This is a genomic window from Glycomyces harbinensis (assembly GCF_900101745.1).
Lineage (GTDB): Bacteria > Actinomycetota > Actinomycetes > Mycobacteriales > Micromonosporaceae > Glycomyces > Glycomyces harbinensis.
On the sequence record NZ_FNAD01000003.1, the window covers coordinates 189,158 to 204,084 of the forward strand.

At 68.2% G+C, this 14,927-nt stretch carries 17 protein-coding genes; 12 read left to right on the plus strand and 5 right to left on the minus strand.

The annotated features are described in order from the left end of the window. The first annotated feature begins 50 nt into the window (after positions 1-50). From BLQ63_RS07015 to BLQ63_RS27710, 10 genes are all read left to right on the plus strand, one after another. Positions 51-269 carry an AtpZ/AtpI family protein gene (locus tag BLQ63_RS07015; protein ID WP_091031543.1) on the plus strand — a complete coding sequence of 73 codons (219 nt, stop codon included), beginning with the start codon at positions 51-53 and terminating at the stop codon, positions 267-269. Between the two features lie 34 nt (positions 270-303). Then, the gene (gene atpB / locus BLQ63_RS07020; protein WP_091030822.1) at positions 304-1,116 is read left to right on the plus strand and encodes a F0F1 ATP synthase subunit A; all 813 of its coding nucleotides are present in this window, start codon (positions 304-306) and stop codon (positions 1,114-1,116) included. A gap of 94 nt (positions 1,117-1,210) precedes the next feature. Next, positions 1,211-1,417: an ATP synthase subunit c family protein gene (locus tag BLQ63_RS07025; protein WP_091030826.1), complete on the plus strand. Its 207-nt coding sequence runs from the start codon at positions 1,211-1,213 to the stop codon at positions 1,415-1,417. A gap of 18 nt (positions 1,418-1,435) precedes the next feature. Beyond that, complete coding sequence (locus tag BLQ63_RS07030) at positions 1,436-1,975, plus strand: F0F1 ATP synthase subunit B (RefSeq protein ID WP_091030830.1); 540 nt, start codon at positions 1,436-1,438, stop codon at positions 1,973-1,975. Further along, the gene (locus BLQ63_RS07035) at positions 1,975-2,796 is read left to right on the plus strand and encodes a F0F1 ATP synthase subunit delta (protein ID WP_091030834.1); all 822 of its coding nucleotides are present in this window, start codon (positions 1,975-1,977) and stop codon (positions 2,794-2,796) included. Before BLQ63_RS07030 ends, BLQ63_RS07035 begins: the two co-directional genes overlap by 1 nt. Positions 2,797-2,830: 34 nt before the next feature. Next, entirely contained in the window at positions 2,831-4,465 is a 1,635-nt protein-coding gene (atpA, locus tag BLQ63_RS07040) for a F0F1 ATP synthase subunit alpha (protein WP_091030839.1), read from the plus strand. Positions 4,466-4,467: 2 nt separating this feature from the next. Further along, positions 4,468-5,406, plus strand: coding sequence for a F0F1 ATP synthase subunit gamma (locus tag BLQ63_RS07045; RefSeq protein ID WP_091030843.1), 939 nt, complete (start codon positions 4,468-4,470; stop codon positions 5,404-5,406). Between the two features lie 2 nt (positions 5,407-5,408). After that, the gene (atpD, locus tag BLQ63_RS07050) at positions 5,409-6,842 is read left to right on the plus strand and encodes a F0F1 ATP synthase subunit beta (protein WP_091030846.1); all 1,434 of its coding nucleotides are present in this window, start codon (positions 5,409-5,411) and stop codon (positions 6,840-6,842) included. A 119-nt stretch (positions 6,843-6,961) separates the two neighbouring features. Then, positions 6,962-8,080, plus strand: coding sequence for a helix-turn-helix domain-containing protein (locus tag BLQ63_RS07055; protein ID WP_091030850.1), 1,119 nt, complete (start codon positions 6,962-6,964; stop codon positions 8,078-8,080). Between the two features lie 26 nt (positions 8,081-8,106). Next, complete coding sequence (locus BLQ63_RS27710) at positions 8,107-8,634, plus strand: PIN domain-containing protein (RefSeq protein WP_474058790.1); 528 nt, start codon at positions 8,107-8,109, stop codon at positions 8,632-8,634. A gap of 89 nt (positions 8,635-8,723) precedes the next feature. Here BLQ63_RS27710 and BLQ63_RS07060 read toward each other — a convergent pair whose 3' ends face one another. Further along, positions 8,724-9,272, minus strand: a complete 549-nt coding sequence (locus tag BLQ63_RS07060; RefSeq protein WP_143014796.1) for a hypothetical protein — start codon at positions 9,270-9,272, stop codon at positions 8,724-8,726. 113 nt (positions 9,273-9,385) lie between these two features. On the opposite strand from BLQ63_RS07060, the gene BLQ63_RS07065 reads away from it, so the two are divergent. Together BLQ63_RS07065 and BLQ63_RS07070 are read left to right on the plus strand one after the other, a co-directional pair. Continuing rightward, positions 9,386-10,087 (plus strand): response regulator transcription factor, encoded by a 702-nt coding sequence (locus BLQ63_RS07065; protein ID WP_091030858.1) that lies wholly within the window; start codon positions 9,386-9,388, stop codon positions 10,085-10,087. After that, a complete protein-coding gene (locus BLQ63_RS07070; protein WP_091030862.1) occupies positions 10,084-11,343 on the plus strand; it encodes a sensor histidine kinase in 1,260 nt (419 codons plus the stop codon). The genes BLQ63_RS07065 and BLQ63_RS07070 overlap by 4 nt, the downstream gene beginning before the upstream one ends. 78 nt (positions 11,344-11,421) lie before the next feature. Here BLQ63_RS07070 and BLQ63_RS07075 read toward each other — a convergent pair whose 3' ends face one another. From BLQ63_RS07075 to BLQ63_RS07090, 4 genes are all read right to left on the minus strand, one after another. After that, on the minus strand, positions 11,422-12,204 hold the full coding sequence (locus BLQ63_RS07075) for a polyphosphate polymerase domain-containing protein (protein WP_091030865.1): 783 nt from the start codon (positions 12,202-12,204) through the stop codon (positions 11,422-11,424). Then, positions 12,204-12,803 (minus strand): DUF4956 domain-containing protein, encoded by a 600-nt coding sequence (locus tag BLQ63_RS07080; RefSeq protein WP_091030869.1) that lies wholly within the window; start codon positions 12,801-12,803, stop codon positions 12,204-12,206. The genes BLQ63_RS07075 and BLQ63_RS07080 overlap by 1 nt, the downstream gene beginning before the upstream one ends. Positions 12,804-12,973: 170 nt before the next feature. Then, complete coding sequence (locus BLQ63_RS07085) at positions 12,974-13,879, minus strand: glycosyltransferase family 2 protein (protein ID WP_091030872.1); 906 nt, start codon at positions 13,877-13,879, stop codon at positions 12,974-12,976. Further along, entirely contained in the window at positions 13,872-14,906 is a 1,035-nt protein-coding gene (locus BLQ63_RS07090) for a sulfotransferase (RefSeq protein WP_245680880.1), read from the minus strand. Before BLQ63_RS07090 ends, BLQ63_RS07085 begins: the two co-directional genes overlap by 8 nt. Between the last annotated feature and the right edge of the window lie 21 nt (positions 14,907-14,927).

Consider the following 14,927-nt stretch of genomic DNA (forward strand, 5'->3'; position numbering starts at 1 on the left):
CGAACCCGCTGGGCAGTTCCTGCGTAGTAGCTGTTAGAGTTCAGCTCGACATGGCCGACATGGAACCCCCCGATCGCAAGCCGCAATCCGATGGCTCGGAAATGGGCTGGCGCGCTTTGGGATATCTGCTTTCCGGAATCATCTTCTGGGGTGGTCTCGGATATCTCGTCGACCTGTGGCTCGAACTGCCCAAAGTCGGGCTCCTGGTGGGGATGCTAGTCGGTGCTGGAGCAGGAATGTATCTGCTGATCAAGCAAATGTCGCCGTAATTTTGACCGACACTGACTGAGAGGCGTGGCTCGCGTGACCGACTCAGCCATGGTGCTGGCCGAAGGGGACTCCCACTTCCCACCCGGCATTGACAGCTTCAATTTTGCCGACTGGTTCTCGGGGCTCAGCGACACCGCCCTTACTCACATGTTCACCACCATCACGTTCGGTGTGTGGGCTTCAGTCGCGGTACTCATCGTGTTCTTCCTGTGGGCGTACCGCAAGCCCCAGATCGTCCCCTCCAAGAAGCAGTGGCTGGCCGAGTCCGCCTACGGCTTCATCCGGAACACCGTCGCCATCGACCTGATGGGCAAGAAGACGGGTGTGCGTTTCGCCCCGTATCTCGCGACGCTGTTCCTGTTCATCCTCGTCATGAACTTCTGGGCCATCGTGCCCGGCATCCAGGTCTCCCCGAACTCCCACATCGCGTTCCCGCTGATGCTGGGCGTCCTGTCCTGGGTCATCTACATGTTCATCGGCATCAAGCAGCACGGATTCGTGAAGTTCATGAAGATCACCTGCGTGCCCCCGGGCGCGCCGTGGTTCATCTACCCGCTGCTGGTGCCGATCGAGTTCCTGCAGAACATCATCCTGCGCCCGGTCACCCTGGCCCTGCGGCTCTTCGCGAACATGTTCGCCGGCCACCTCATCCTCCTGGTCTTCATCCTGGGCGGGTTCGAGTTGCTGAACTCCGGCAACCTCCTCATTCAGGGCCTGTCCGTCTTCTCGTTCGCCATGGGCATCGGCATGACGTTCTTCGAACTCATCGTCATCGCGCTTCAGGCGTACGTCTTCACGCTCCTGACGGGCATGTACATCCAGGGGTCCCTCGCGGACGAGCACTGAGGTCCACGGGCCCCCACCCCCACCCAAGATTTCGAAATTGAACAAACAACGTGGCGTGTTTGACACGCCACGCTGACACCTAGGAGAAAACGCCATGGAAGGCACTCTCAACGTCGTCGGATACGGCCTCGCCGCGATCGGCCCCGGTATCGGTGTTGCTCTGATCTTCGCCGCGTGGATTACCGCCACCGCCCGCCAGCCCGAGTCGGCCGGCATCACCCGCCCGATGCTGTTCATGGGCTTCGCGCTCGTCGAGGTTCTGGCCCTGTTCGGCCTGGTCCTCGCCTTCGCCCTCTCTTAAACCCCATCTGGAGCGATCATGATTGAAGCCGCCGAAGGGTCGGCGATCCTCTTCCCGATCTGGCAAGAGATCGTCGTAGGTGCGGTCGCCTTCGGTCTGCTCTGCTTCGTGCTGATGAAGTTCGTCTTCCCCTTGATGGAGAAGACCTTCGAAGCACGAGTGGACGCGATCGAAGGCGGCATCGAGCGGGCTGAACGGGCTCAAGAAGAGGCCAATCAGACGCTCGAGGAGTACCGCCGCAAGCTCGCCACCGCGCAGGAGGAGGCCGCCGCGATCCGCGACGAAGCCCGCGCCGACGCAGTGGCGGCCAAAGAGGAGATCCTCGTCTCCGCCCGCGAAGAAGCCAACCGCATCATCGCGGCCGGTCACTCCCAGATCGAGGCCTCGCGCCAGCAGCTCGTCCGCGAGCTGCGCGGCGAGGTCGGCAACCTGGCCGTGGACCTGGCCGGGAAGATCATCGGGCAGCGCCTCGCAGGCGACGCCGACACGACGGCGACTGTCGACCAGTTCCTGGCGCAGATCGCCGACGAGACGGCCGAGACGAGCGGAGCGCGCTGATGTCGACGACTGGACGCGAAAGCATCGAGGCCGGCCGCGAGGTACTGGAGGCGGCCGCCTCCAGCCTCTCGGCCGAGCAGCTCACCGAGTGCGGCGATCAGCTGCTGGGAGTGACGCGGTTCCTCGTCGACCAGCCTCGGCTGCGTCGCGCCCTGTCCGACCCCGCCCGCAAGGCGGACGACCGGGAGGGCCTGGTCCGCGGGCTCATCGCGGACCAAGTGGGCGCGACCACCGCTGACGTGGTGGCCGTGCTCGCGCGGGGCCGTTGGAGCGGCCCCGCGGAACTGGTCGACGGCACCGAGCAGCTCGCCGTCAAGGCGCTGCTGCTCGCCGCCGAGAAGGACGGTTCCCTGGCGAACGTCGAAGACGAGCTGTTCCGCTTCGGGCGGCTCGTCGACGGCGACCCGGGGCTGTCCTCGGTCCTGGGCGCTTCGGGTTCCGACCCGAAGGGCCGGGCCGTGCTGGTCGAGCGCCTGCTCGACGGCAAGGCCGAGCCGGTGTCCGTGCAACTGGCGGCCGCCGCCTGCTACGGCATCGGCGGGCGCAGTTTCCACGCGTCGCTGGCACACCTGGTCGAGTCCGCCGCGGCGGCTCGCGACGAGGCCGTGGCCTACGTGACCGTGGCGGCGCCGCTGGACGAGTCGGGCGAGCGTCAGCTCGCCGCGAAGCTCACCCTGGTCTACGGCCGCCCGGTGGCGCTCAAGGTCACCGTCGACCCCGCGATCGTCGGGGGCATCCGAGTGCAAGTCGGCTCGGAACTGTGGGACGGTTCCGTCTCACGCCGCCTCGACGAAGCCCGCCAAGCCTTGGCCGGACGATGATCCAGCCGGTATCAACAGAAAGGTAAACGTTCAGATGGCTGAATTGACCATCTCCTCAGACGAGATTCGCAGCGCGCTCGACAGCTACGTCTCGTCCTACCGGCCGGAGATCACCCGCGAAGAGGTCGGTACCGTCACCTCCGCCGGCGACGGCATCGCCGTCGTCGAGGGCCTGCCCTCCGTCATGGCCAACGAGCTCCTGGAGTTCGAGGGCGGCGTGATGGGCCTGGCCCTGAACCTCGACATCCGCGAGATCGGCGTCGTCCTCCTGGGCGACCCGGTCAAGGTCGGCGAGGGCCAATCCGTCAAGCGCACCGGCAAGGTCCTCTCCGTGCCGGTCGGGGACAAGTTCCTCGGCCGCGTCGTGGACGCCCTGGGCAACCCCATCGACGACCTCGGCGAGATCGAGGCCGAGGGCGAGCGCGAGCTGGAGGCCCAGGCCCCCAACGTCGTCAGCCGCCAGTCGGTGCACGAGCCGGTCGAGACCGGCATCAAGGCCATCGACTCGATGACCCCGATCGGGCGCGGCCAGCGCCAGCTGATCATCGGCGACCGCAAGACCGGCAAGACGCAGGTCGCGATCGACACGATCATCAACCAGCGGGCCAACTGGGAGTCCGGCGACCCGAACAAGCAGCTCCGGTGCATCTACGTCGCGGTGGGCCAGAAGGGCTCCACCGTCGCCGGCATCAAGGGCATGCTCGAAGCGCACGGCGCGATGGAGTACACCACCATCGTCGCGGCGAACGCCGACGAGCCCGCGGGTCTGAAGTACCTGGCCCCCTACACCGGTTCGGCGATCGGCCAGCACTGGATGTACGGCGGCAAGCACGTCCTCATCGTCTTCGACGACCTGTCGAAGCAGGCCGAGGCCTACCGCACCGTGTCGCTGCTGCTGCGTCGCCCCCCGGGCCGCGAGGCCTTCCCCGGCGACGTCTTCTACTTGCACTCCCGTCTGCTGGAGCGCTGCGCGAAGCTCTCCGAGGAGCTGGGCAGCGGTTCGATGACGGGTCTGCCGATCATCGAGACCAAGGCCGGCGACATCTCGCAGTTCATCCCGACCAACGTCATCTCGATCACCGACGGCCAGGTCTACCTCGAAGAGGGCCTGTTCAACTCGGGTGTGCGACCGGCGATCAACGTCGGCACCTCCGTCTCCCGTGTCGGTGGCGCCGCGCAGACCAAGGGCATGCGCTCCGTCGCGGGCTCGCTGCGTCTGGACCTGGCCCAGTACCGCGACCTGGAGGCCTTCGCGGCCTTCGCGTCCGACCTGGACGCCGCTTCAAGGGCCCAGCTGGACCGCGGTCTGCGGATGGTCGAACTGCTCAAGCAGGGTGTGGCCGAGCCGCTCCCGATGGGCGAGGAGACCATCTCGATCTGGGCGGGCACTTCGGGCGGGCTCGACGACATCCCCGTCGGGGAGGTCCGTCGTTTCGAGAACGAGTTCCTCACCTACATGCGCGCCAACCACAAGGACGTCGTCGCTCAGCTGACCGCCGGCAACGACAAGGTGACCGGCGACATCGAGGACACCCTCAAGCGCGCCATCGCCAAGTTCAAGCAGATGTTCAAGGCCAACGCCGACGACCTGAACGTGACCGACACCGCTGAAGACGCCCTCGAGGGCGACGTGGACGTCGAGACCGTCAAGCGCGTCAAGAGGGGTTAGCCATGTCAGCGCAGCTTCGTACCTTGCGCAAGCGGCTGAAGTCGACCCAGTCCATCAGGAAGATCACCAAGGCGCAGGAACTGGTCGCGACCAGCCGCATCGCCAAGGCCCAGGAGCGGGTGGCGGCTTCGCTGCCGTACTCGCGCGCCATGACGAGCGTCATGACGTCCTTGGCCTCGAACGCGTCGATCAACCACCCGCTGCTTCAGCCGCGCAAGCGGGTTCGGCGCGCGGGTGTCCTGGTGATCACCGCGGACAAGGGGATGTGCGGCGGCTACAACGCCAACGCCATCCGCACGGCCGAGCAGTTGATCTCGCGTCTCGCCGAAGAGGGCAAGGTGCCGGTCCTGTACGTCGTCGGCCGCAGGGGCGTGGACTACTACCGGTTCCGTTCGCGGAACATCGAGCAGAACTGGACGGGCTTCTCGCAGCAGCCGAAGGTCTCCGACGCGCAGGTGATCACGCGGACGCTGCTCGCGGCGTTCATGTCCGGCGCCGACGACGAGGACGACGACGGCGGTGCGGACGGTATCCTCGGTATCGACGAACTGCACATCGTCCACACCAGGTTCGTCTCGCTGCTCACGCAGACCCCTGAACCGCGGCAATTGGCTCCCCTCGAGGTCGAAGAGGTGGAGGAGCACGAGCTCGACGAGCACGTGCTGCTTCCCGACTACGAGTTCGAGCCGAACCCGGAGGCGCTGCTCGACGCGCTGCTGCCGAAGTACTTGACGACTCGCATCTACGCGGCGCTCATCGACGCCGCGGCCAGCGAGCTGGCGGCGAAGCGTCGGGCCATGAAGGCCGCTACGGACAATGCCGATGAAATGATCAAGACCCTGCGGCGGAGCGCGAACGCAGCGCGGCAGGCGGCGATCACGCAGGAGATCAGCGAAATCGTGGGCGGGGCCAGTGCCCTTTCCGCCGCAGGAAGAGAGTAACGATGACTGACACTCAAGGAGTGGGGCGCGTCGTACGGGTCATCGGGCCCGTCGTCGACGTCGAGTTCCCTCGAAACGCCATCCCGCCGATCTTCAACGCACTCCACGTTGACGTGACCTACACCGGCGAGGCCAAGACGCTGACCCTGGAAGTGGCCCAGCACTTGGGCGACAACCAGATCCGCGGCATCTGCATGGCCCCGACCGACGGCCTGGTCCGCGGTACCGAGGTCCGCGACACCGGCGGGCAGATCAAGGTCCCCGTCGGCGACGGCATCAAGGGCAAGGTCTTCAACGTCCTCGGCGAGTGCCTCAACCTCACCGAAGGCGAAGAGCTGCAAGCCGACGACCACTGGGAGATCCACCGCCACGCCCCGGCGTTCGCGCAGCTGGAGCCGAAGACCGAGATGCTGGAGACCGGCATCAAGGCGATCGACCTCCTCGCCCCGTACGTCAAGGGCGGCAAGATCGGCCTGTTCGGCGGCGCCGGCGTGGGCAAGACGGTGCTCATCCAGGAGATGATCATCCGTGTCGCCCAGAACTTCGGCGGTTCCTCCGTGTTCGCCGGCGTCGGCGAGCGCACCCGTGAGGGCAACGACCTCATCGCCGAGATGGACGAGGCCGGGGTTCTGGAGAAGACCTCCCTGGTCTACGGCCAGATGGACGAGCCGCCGGGCGTGCGCCTCCGCGTCGCCCTGTCGGCCCTGACGATGGCCGAGTACTTCCGCGACGTCAAGAACCAGGAGGTGCTGCTCTTCATCGACAACATCTTCCGGTTCACGCAGGCCGGTTCGGAGACCTCCGCGCTGCTGGGCCGCATGCCCTCGGCCGTGGGCTACCAGCCGACCCTCGCGGACGAGATGGGTGAGCTCCAGGAGCGCATCACCTCGCTGCGCGGCAAGGCCATCACCTCGATGCAGGCCGTGTACGTCCCCGCGGACGACTACACCGACCCGGCGCCGTTCACCGCGTTCACGCACTTGGACGCGACGACGAACCTGGAGCGGAAGATCTCCGACAAGGGCATCTACCCCGCGATCGACCCGCTGGCCTCGAACTCCCGCATTCTGGAGCCCGAGGTCGTCGGCGCCGAGCACTACGCGGTGGCCTCCACGGTGAAGCAGATCCTGCAGAAGTACAACGAGCTGCAGGACATCATCGCCATCCTCGGCATGGACGAGCTCTCGGAAGAGGACCGTCTCGTCGTCGGCCGCGCGCGCCGGATCGAGCGCTTCCTGTCGCAGAACACGTTCGCGGCGAAGCAGTTCACCGGCGTGGACGGCTCGTTCGTCCCCGTCAAGGAGACCGTCGAGGCCTTCAAGAAGATCGCAGAAGGGGAGTACGACCACTTCCCCGAGCAGGCGTTCTTCATGTGCGGCGGCCTCGAGGACCTGCACAAGAACGAAGAGGAGCTCCGCAAGAAGGGCCAGCCCTAGTTGAAGCACCTGTCGGGCCCGGCACGTCTATCGTGCCGGGCCCCTCGTGCTGCCCGCGTCGAGGTTCACAGGATCAATTTTGCATATCGAAATCTGCGTGTCGCTGGTCTCATACGCTCATGGTGTGCGAATATCGCTACATGAGTCTTGACAGTGAGTGGGCCGCCGTGGGTGAACGGATCCGGCGTGCTCGCGTGGCGGGCGGGTTGTCGCAGGGCAAGCTCGCTGAGGCGATCGGCCTCGATGACCGCAGCGTCATCTCGAAGATCGAACACGGCGAACGCCGTGTTGACGGGATGGAACTGGCACGGCTCAGTGAGGCGCTGCGCGTGCCGATGCGCCAATTCCTGGAGGATCCGCCCAGGCAGATCGTCTCGCGCCGCAACGGGCTCGTCGCCGAGGAGACCACCTCCGAAGAGCGTGTGGACTTCCGTGTGCAGACCGAACTCGTAGCGTGGGCCTATGACGCTGACCAGCTCTGCGAACTCAATGTGTTGTCGATACCTGAGCTTATGAGGTATCAAGGCGCGCAGTCGAATGCGGAGGAGATCCGCAGCGCCGCCCGATGGCTTCGACGTTGTCTCGGGCTAGCGGATCAGCCGGTCGAAAGTCTTCTCGCAGAAGCGCAACGCGCAGGCGTGCTGTTGGCGGTCATAGAAATCGAATGTGAAGGCGCGAGCATGCACTACGGCGACTTCGCCGTAGGAGTGGTGAACCGCCATTCCGATTTCGGTCGAAGGCGTGCCACCGCCGCCCACGAACTGGGGCACATGGTGCTCGGTGACGAGTACACGAGCGAGATCGGCGTGCACGCGTCGAAGAACGAACGAGAAGCGCTTGTCGATGCATTTGCATCGGAATTCCTCCTGCCCGCGGCCGCCTTCGGCCACGCGACCGCCAAGTTGAATCGCACCGGGCTGATTGAGAAGGCTGCTGAATACCGAGTGTCCTGGACACTGGCCATCAGACAGGCGCAGCTTGCCGGTGCGCTGAACGATGGCGACGCCAAAGACTGGGCAGCGAGAAAACCGACACAGGCTGAGTTCATGGACGCCATCGGCTGGGTGCCGCAACCTGACCTCGAGAAGATGACCATCGCACCAATGGTCGCCCATGCTGTGATGCAGGCGTACACGAAGAGCCTCATCACCGCCACTCGTGCGGTCGAGATCATGCGAGGTCAGCTCGACACCGCCGATCTGCCCGAAATCGAGCCCCAGGCGCGTGATCGGTGGTAGACGGCATCGAATGCGCCGGCCTGGTAATGGACACGAGTTGTCTGAGACACTTCGCACTTGCCGATCGAATCGATGTCCTCGGTGACCTGGTGAAGGGCATCCCCTGCCGTACAACCAGCGTCGTGTCCGATGAACTGCGACGGCGCATTCCTGAAGCTCCGGAGCTGCGGCGGGTCTTTGATCAGAGTTGGCTCAGTGAAGAGCGTATCGATGAGAGCCTTGAGCGACTCGGCAGCTTCGTCAGCTGGGCCGAGCGAATCGGTTCGAAAGGCGGGCACGATCTTGGTGAAGCCAGCGTTCTCGCCGTTGCGTCAGAGCTTGGATTCACCGCGGTCTTGGACGACCGCCATGCGAGATCGGTGGCTTCGGCTCACTACCGGCAAGTCCACGGCACGCTGTGGCTGCTGGCGGAAAGCTGGAGAATCGATCGGGCCACCGAAGTCCAAGTGTGCAATCTCGTGAATGCACTCCGCGATTCAGGGATGCGGTTGCCCTGTTCAGGCGGTGATTTTTCGAAGTTCGCCAAGACGAACAAGCTCGGGCCGTGGCGGTGACCGCACGATGGCACGACAGCGACAGCGAACGGCCCCGGAACCGCGAGGTTCCGGGGCCGTTCTGCTCCCCAGGTGGACGGTCTCGGTGATCAGTCGTCGGCGTCGTCATCGTCGTCGGACTGGAGCGCGGCGGCGGGCACGCCGGCGGCGCAGGTGACCTCGTAGACGAGGCCGTCGTCATCGTCATCGTCATCGTCGTCACCGGCGCCGGTGAACGCGATCGAGGCGAGCGTCCCGGGGCCCGGGTCGACGGTGCCGGTGCTCCAGCCCTGGGCGGGCACCCACCAGTCGAGGAGCACCTGGTCGCCTTCGCAGGTGGCCTGGAACGTGCCGCCGTCGCCGCCGAGGACGTGTCCGTCGGTGCCCGCGCTCGGCGCGGTCTCCAACTGGCCGGTCGGCTCCTCGGCCGCCGTGGGCGATTCGTCCGTCGAAGCGGACGTGGGCGCATCGCTCGGCGAAGCGGAGCCGGCCGCGTCGTCGCCGGTGTCCGCCAAGGCCGATTGGATGGCCTCGTCGGACATCGGCTGCTCGGGTCCCGCGAGGCTCCCGCCCTGCGCCAGTGCCACCGCGCCGACGCCCGCCGTCACCGCGACCGCGGCGGCCGCGGCCCATCCGCTCACTACCCATTTCCTCTGCATGCCACCAGCCTGCCCGCACCAACGTTAAGGCTGCGATAAGGCCGCTCTAAGCCTTCGCAGGTCACCGCCGCAGGGGTGGATTCGGAGCGTGTCGGCCGCATAGAGTTCCGGCCATGGCCCAACTGCTGCTGATCGAGGACGACGAGCGCGTCCGCTCCGCCCTGCTGCGGTCCCTGCGCGACCTGAACCACCAGGTCGCCTCCGCACCCGACGCGATGACCGGACTGCGCGCCGCGATCGACCACCGCCCGGACCTGGTCGTGCTCGACCTGGGCCTGCCCGACCTGGACGGGTCGCAGATGCTGCGGATGCTCCGCGGCGTCTCGGACGTGCCGGTGATCGTGGCGACCGCCCGCGACGACGAGGACGAGATCGTGCGGGTCCTCGGCTCGGGCGCCGACGACTACGTGGTCAAGCCCTTCACCGCCAAGCAGCTCGACGCCCGCATCCAGGCGGTGCTGCGCCGCACCGGCGGCGGTGGCGGCGAGCGGGATTCGACGGTCGCGGTCGGGGCCTTGCGCATCGACCCGCGCGGACGCTCCGCCCACCTCGACGGCACCGCACTCGAGTTGAGCCCCAAGGAGTTCGATCTGCTGCACTACCTCGCCTCCCGCGCCGGCGAGGTCGTCGCGAAGCGCCAGCTGCTCACCGACGTGTGGGACCTGCCGTTCGGCGGCGCGGACAAGACCGTGGACGTGCACCTGGCGTGGCTGCGGCGTAAGCTCGGCGAGACCGCGCAGGCCCCGCGCTTCCTGCACACCGTGCGCGGCGTGGGCGTCAAACTGGTCGACCCGACCGCGGGGGACGAGCGATGAGGGCCCGTCTGACGCTCCTGGTGGGGGCCACCGCGACCCTGATCCTGTTGGCGTTCTCGATCCCCATGGCGATCCTGCTGCGCAACAGCGCCGCCCAGGAGGCCATCGCCGCCGCGGAGCTGGAGGGGCAGAACCTCACGCCGATCGTCAGCTCCGGCGACCTGGCGCGCACCGAGACCACGGTGCAGACCTTCAACGCCCAGAACGCCTACCCGGTGACCGTGTTCTGGCCCGACGGCACGGTCATCGGTGAGCCGGCCCCCCGGTCCGACGCGGTCGAGCTCGCCGCCCTCGGCCGGTCGCTGACGGCCTCCACCGCCTCCGGCCGCGAGATCCTCTACGGCATCGGCCTCCAGGACGGCACCGCCGTCGTCCGCGTCCACGTCTCCGACGAGCAGCTGACCGAGGGCGTCGCCCGCTCCTGGCTGCTGCTCGGGGTGATCGCCGTGGCGCTCCTGGCGTTCGGCCTCACGGTCGCCTCGCTGTTCGCGGGGCGGCTCCTGGTGCCGCTCAACAACCTCGCCGCGGTCTCGCACCGGCTCGCCGAAGGCGATCTGGTGGCCCGCGCCGACGCGGCCGGACCGGCCGAGCTGCGCAACGTCGGCACCGCGCTCAACACGCTCGCCGACCGGATCAAGGACCTCCTCGAGGCCGAGCGCGAGCGCGTCGCCGACCTCTCCCACCGCCTGCGGACCCCGCTGACGGTGCTGCGCCTGGAGGCCGAGGCCATGCGCGACCCCGCCGAGCGGGCGACGCTCGAACAGGCGGTGGCCGAGGTCGAGCGGTCGGTGAACCTGGCGATCGAGCACGCCCGCAACCCCGCCGAGGCTGGAGCGTGCGACGCCTCGGCCGTCGTGGCCGAACGCGTCGAGTTCTGGTCGGCGCTCGCCGAGGACACCGCCCGCGAGTGCCGGGTGCGACTGGCGCCCGGACCGCTCATGGTGCACCTGTCGGCCGCCGACCTGGCCGCGGCGATGGACTCCCTGCTCGCCAACGTCTTCGCGCACACGCCCGACGGGACCGCGTTCGAGGTCCGGTTGACGCCGCGCTACGACGGCGGCGCGATCGTGGACGTCGCCGACGAGGGACCGGGACTGCCGAACCTCGCGGTGTTCGACCGCGGCCGCAGCGAAGGCGGCTCGACCGGTCTGGGCCTGGACATCGCCAGGCGCGCCGCCGCCGCCTCGGGCGGCCAGCTGGTGTTCGGCCAGGGCCCGGGCGGCAGGGGCGCGCTCATCAGACTCGAACTGGGTTGAGGGACGAGCGCCCCGGGATCATTCGGCGAACCGGTATGGTCCGCCGCATTTGACGGTCTCCGTGCCGCTACGAAACGGCTACGAGTCGCGGCGATCGACCCGTGCATCCGCCCCGAAGCACTCCTTGTACGCACGCGCCCAAGGGTTCGCGCCGAGCCACGGGTAGAGCGCGGCCGCGGCGAGGCAGTACTTGCTGACCGACACCGGCCGCGCCCCGGACCGCCACAGCATCCGGTCGACCGGCCCGCCCGCCTGCGCCGACTTGACCTCGACCAGGCACACCCGCCGGGCCGCCGCCGTACCGGTCGCCCCGGTGACCGTGAGCTCCTCGTCGCACGTGATCCGGGTGGCCGCACGCAGGTCCACGAGCGTGTGGCGGCGGTAGTCGGTGCGCAGCCGCGGGGCCATCCCGGGCGGCACGGCCATGCCGTAGGCGCTCTGGAGGGTCTCGGCGAGGAACGCGGCGGCGTCCGGTGCGAGCCGCCCGGCGTCGGCGGCCCGGTAGTCCATGCGCTGCTTCACCGTGTCCGCCCGCGCGCCTTTGAGCTTGACCTCGAAGGCGCATTCGCCGGAGTCGGCGTAGGTGCGCGAACGGACCTTGAACCGGTGCCTGCGGCCCTGGCGGTGCTGGCGGTACGTCAGCAGTCCGGGCGTGTCGAAGTAGATCGACTCGTACGCGAACCGGCGGCGCCCGTCGATTTCGAGGCAGCGCCAGTCGCCGCCGTGCGCGAGCCGTTCCCGGAAGCGCCCGTAGGCGTCGGGGGTCAGCAGGTACTTGGAGTCGACGCGGGTCTGGAGGTTCGCCGAGTCGACCACTGAGGCGAGGTCGACGGGGGCGAACAGGTCGAGTCCGGTGCGCATCAGACCCTCGCGATCGGGTAGGTGCGGTCGGGGGTCGCGGGGGCGCCGACCGGCAGCGGCTGGAAGCGGACGTCGACGGTCATGGTCTCGCGGACGTAGTCGGTGTCGACGACCTCGAACTTGCGGACCTTCGCGTCGAGGCGGCGCTCCAAGTCCTCCTTGAGGCGTGCCTCGTCGCGGTGGACGGTGTCGAGCACGATCATGCGGTGCCGGGCCCGGTTCGCCAGGCGCGGATGGTCGGCCACGTACATCGTCAGCACCAGGAGCACGCTGAGGCCGATCATGACCGCCGGCCGCGACGACCCGATGCCGTTGATGAGGCCGAGCGCGAGCGCCGTGAAGTAGTAGCCGACGTCGCGCTGCGAGATCTGGTCGGACCGCAGGCGCAGGATCGACAGGACCCCGAAGAGCCCGAACGCGAGGCCGAGGCTCACCTGCTGGGAGAGCATGAGCGCCGAGACGGCGAACACGCCCACGTTCAGCGCCACGTAGCCGAGCGCCAGGTCGGTGCGGTGGTGGCGCCGGTAGTAGATGGCGCACGCGAGCACGGTGATCGCGAACAGGTTGACGGGCAAGGCGAGTGCGAGCGCGAGACTCAACGGGTCCTCCTCGGGAAGCGGATGCGGGTCCGCCGACGCGCGGGCCGCGGCGGCATGTGGAGAACCGTATTCGCGCGGAGGTTAAGGCACCGATAAGCCGTGAATAAAGGCCGGACAATCGGTGAACGGACGATGTATCCGATTGCGGCCCTTCGCGGAACCGACCGGTCTCAGATGCCGCGGCCGCGCCGGTGCAGCGCCGCCATCACGGCGGGGACCCCGACGATGCCCGCCGCGGCCGCGGCGGCGACCGCCGCCCGCGGCTCGCCCGGGTTGGCCTTCGTGGCCCGCAGCGCCCACCGCAGCGCCTCCTTGCGGTCCCCGATCGCCGCGTGCCAGCACGCGATCTGCCCGTACACGCGCGCGGCGCCGTCGGGGACGCCGTGGATCTCCGGGTGGCGGTCGAGTATCCACCGCAGCGAGGAGATCTTGGTGTCCCAACGGGTCTCGAAGTGCGATCCGGCCCAGTTCACGAGCGCGTACGGCACGTCGACATGCGCGATGGGGCGGCGCCGCGAGGCACGCAGCAGCATGTCCCAGTCCTCGTTCTGGCTCCCCGGCGCGTCCTCGGCGACGAGTCCGAGCCCGCCCAGCAGCGCCGAGCGGCGGAACAGGAACGTCGAGGAGTGCAGCATCATCATGCGCGACCTGAGCAGGTCCACATGGCGCACCATCGTCTTCTGCGCCAGCCGCGGATTGCGCCGGCCGCGGTAGTCCACCTCGATCGCGGTGGTGCACAGTTCCGCCTCGGTGCCCAGGGCCGTGACCTGCGCGGCGAGCTTCCCCGGCAGCCATTCGTCGTCGTCGTCCAGGAACGCCACCAGGTCCGTCTCCAGGCCCGTGATCCCGGTGTTGCGGGCGCCGGCGAGACCGGGCGTGCGGTCGTTCTTGACCACCCGCACGGGACGCTTCCCGTCCGAGGCCACCTCCTCGTCGGGCTTGGCGCGGTCGTAGACCACGATCACCTCGAGGTCGCCGGGGTAGAACTGCGTCAGCACCGACCGCAGCGCCGCCCGCATCTGCTGCGGCCGGTCATGGGTCGGGATCACGACGCCGACGGAGGGCCAGTCAGTCACGGACGCTCACCTCTTCGCGTGCGGGCTCGCCCGCCGCGGCCTCCTCCTCGTCGAGGTAGCCGTAGCGGCCGAGCAGGGGACGGGTCAGGGTCGAGACCATCCGCCGGGTCCCGTCAGGCAGGTCCTCGGTCCAGGCCTCGTCGGGCCGGATCGGGATGCGCCCCACGGTGAACCGCATCGGATTGCCCGCCGCCGAGTGGCTCGGGCCCAGGTCGGCCCAGCCGTCGCCGATGAAGTTGAAGTCCGACTCGACCAGGTCGAGCCCGCAGAACCGCGCCAGCGAGGCGATGACCCTGCGCGGGCGCTGGATGATCCGCTCGTAGCGGACCCGGCGCACCGGCACGCCCCGGCGCGCGAGCAGGCCGAACGCGGCGTTCTGCGCGTTCCACAGCATCGCGGCCTTCGCGGGGGAGTAGCGGGTCATCTGGTCGCCCGAAGGGGACTCGGGGCGGCGCACCTGCTTGGTCCACGAGTACGCGACGCCGCGCGAGTCGCGCACCACGTGCATGATCCGCAGGTCGATCTTCGGCGACCAGCGCAGGCAGTACGCCAGCGAGGCGTGCTTGGAGGAGTCGACCACGACCTGCGCCCGGGTGTCCTTCGCCGCGGCGGTGTAGATCTTCTCGAAGTACTCGGCGTACTCGGTCACCAGCTGGTGCTGGGCCGGGGCGAGCTTCTTCGAGGCGAGCGCGGGGATGTGCCGGGTGCGGTCCACGGTGGCCTTGAGGGCGTTGAGGCGCTCGACGTCCACGTCCTCCCAGGACCCGAAGGCGCGCCGGCCGATCCGCTGCCAGAACTCGCAGTGCGAGAACGTCGCCCCGCACGCGCACATCTCGTTGCCGACCAGGTCCCGCTCCCACAGGTGGGTGATCTCGCCGAGGGGCACCACGCCCGGGAGCTGGCCGAGGAGGCGCTCCAGGAGCGTGGTGCCGCTGCGGCCCAGTCCTCCGATGAAGACCACCTTCACGCGGTTCTCGGACTGCTCGGCCGTATCGGCGATCTTCACGCTCACTGCACCCTCGCTCACCCTCGGACGGTCGGGGCCCCG

Coding starts and splice junctions, on each gene's coding strand:
- BLQ63_RS27710 (WP_474058790.1), top strand. CDS start 8,107: ATGGACACGAGTTGTCTGAGACACTTCGCACTTGCCGATCGAATCGAT.
- BLQ63_RS07045 (WP_091030843.1), top strand. CDS start 4,468: ATGTCAGCGCAGCTTCGTACCTTGCGCAAGCGGCTGAAGTCGACCCAG.
- atpA (WP_091030839.1), top strand. CDS start 2,831: ATGGCTGAATTGACCATCTCCTCAGACGAGATTCGCAGCGCGCTCGAC.
- BLQ63_RS07065 (WP_091030858.1), top strand. CDS start 9,386: ATGGCCCAACTGCTGCTGATCGAGGACGACGAGCGCGTCCGCTCCGCC.
- BLQ63_RS07055 (WP_091030850.1), top strand. CDS start 6,962: ATGGTGTGCGAATATCGCTACATGAGTCTTGACAGTGAGTGGGCCGCC.
- BLQ63_RS07025 (WP_091030826.1), top strand. CDS start 1,211: ATGGAAGGCACTCTCAACGTCGTCGGATACGGCCTCGCCGCGATCGGC.
- BLQ63_RS07035 (WP_091030834.1), top strand. CDS start 1,975: ATGTCGACGACTGGACGCGAAAGCATCGAGGCCGGCCGCGAGGTACTG.
- atpD (WP_091030846.1), top strand. CDS start 5,409: ATGACTGACACTCAAGGAGTGGGGCGCGTCGTACGGGTCATCGGGCCC.
- BLQ63_RS07030 (WP_091030830.1), top strand. CDS start 1,436: ATGATTGAAGCCGCCGAAGGGTCGGCGATCCTCTTCCCGATCTGGCAA.
- BLQ63_RS07060 (WP_143014796.1), bottom strand. CDS start 9,272: ATGCAGAGGAAATGGGTAGTGAGCGGATGGGCCGCGGCCGCCGCGGTC.
- BLQ63_RS07070 (WP_091030862.1), top strand. CDS start 10,084: ATGAGGGCCCGTCTGACGCTCCTGGTGGGGGCCACCGCGACCCTGATC.
- BLQ63_RS07015 (WP_091031543.1), top strand. CDS start 51: ATGGCCGACATGGAACCCCCCGATCGCAAGCCGCAATCCGATGGCTCG.
- BLQ63_RS07075 (WP_091030865.1), bottom strand. CDS start 12,204: ATGCGCACCGGACTCGACCTGTTCGCCCCCGTCGACCTCGCCTCAGTG.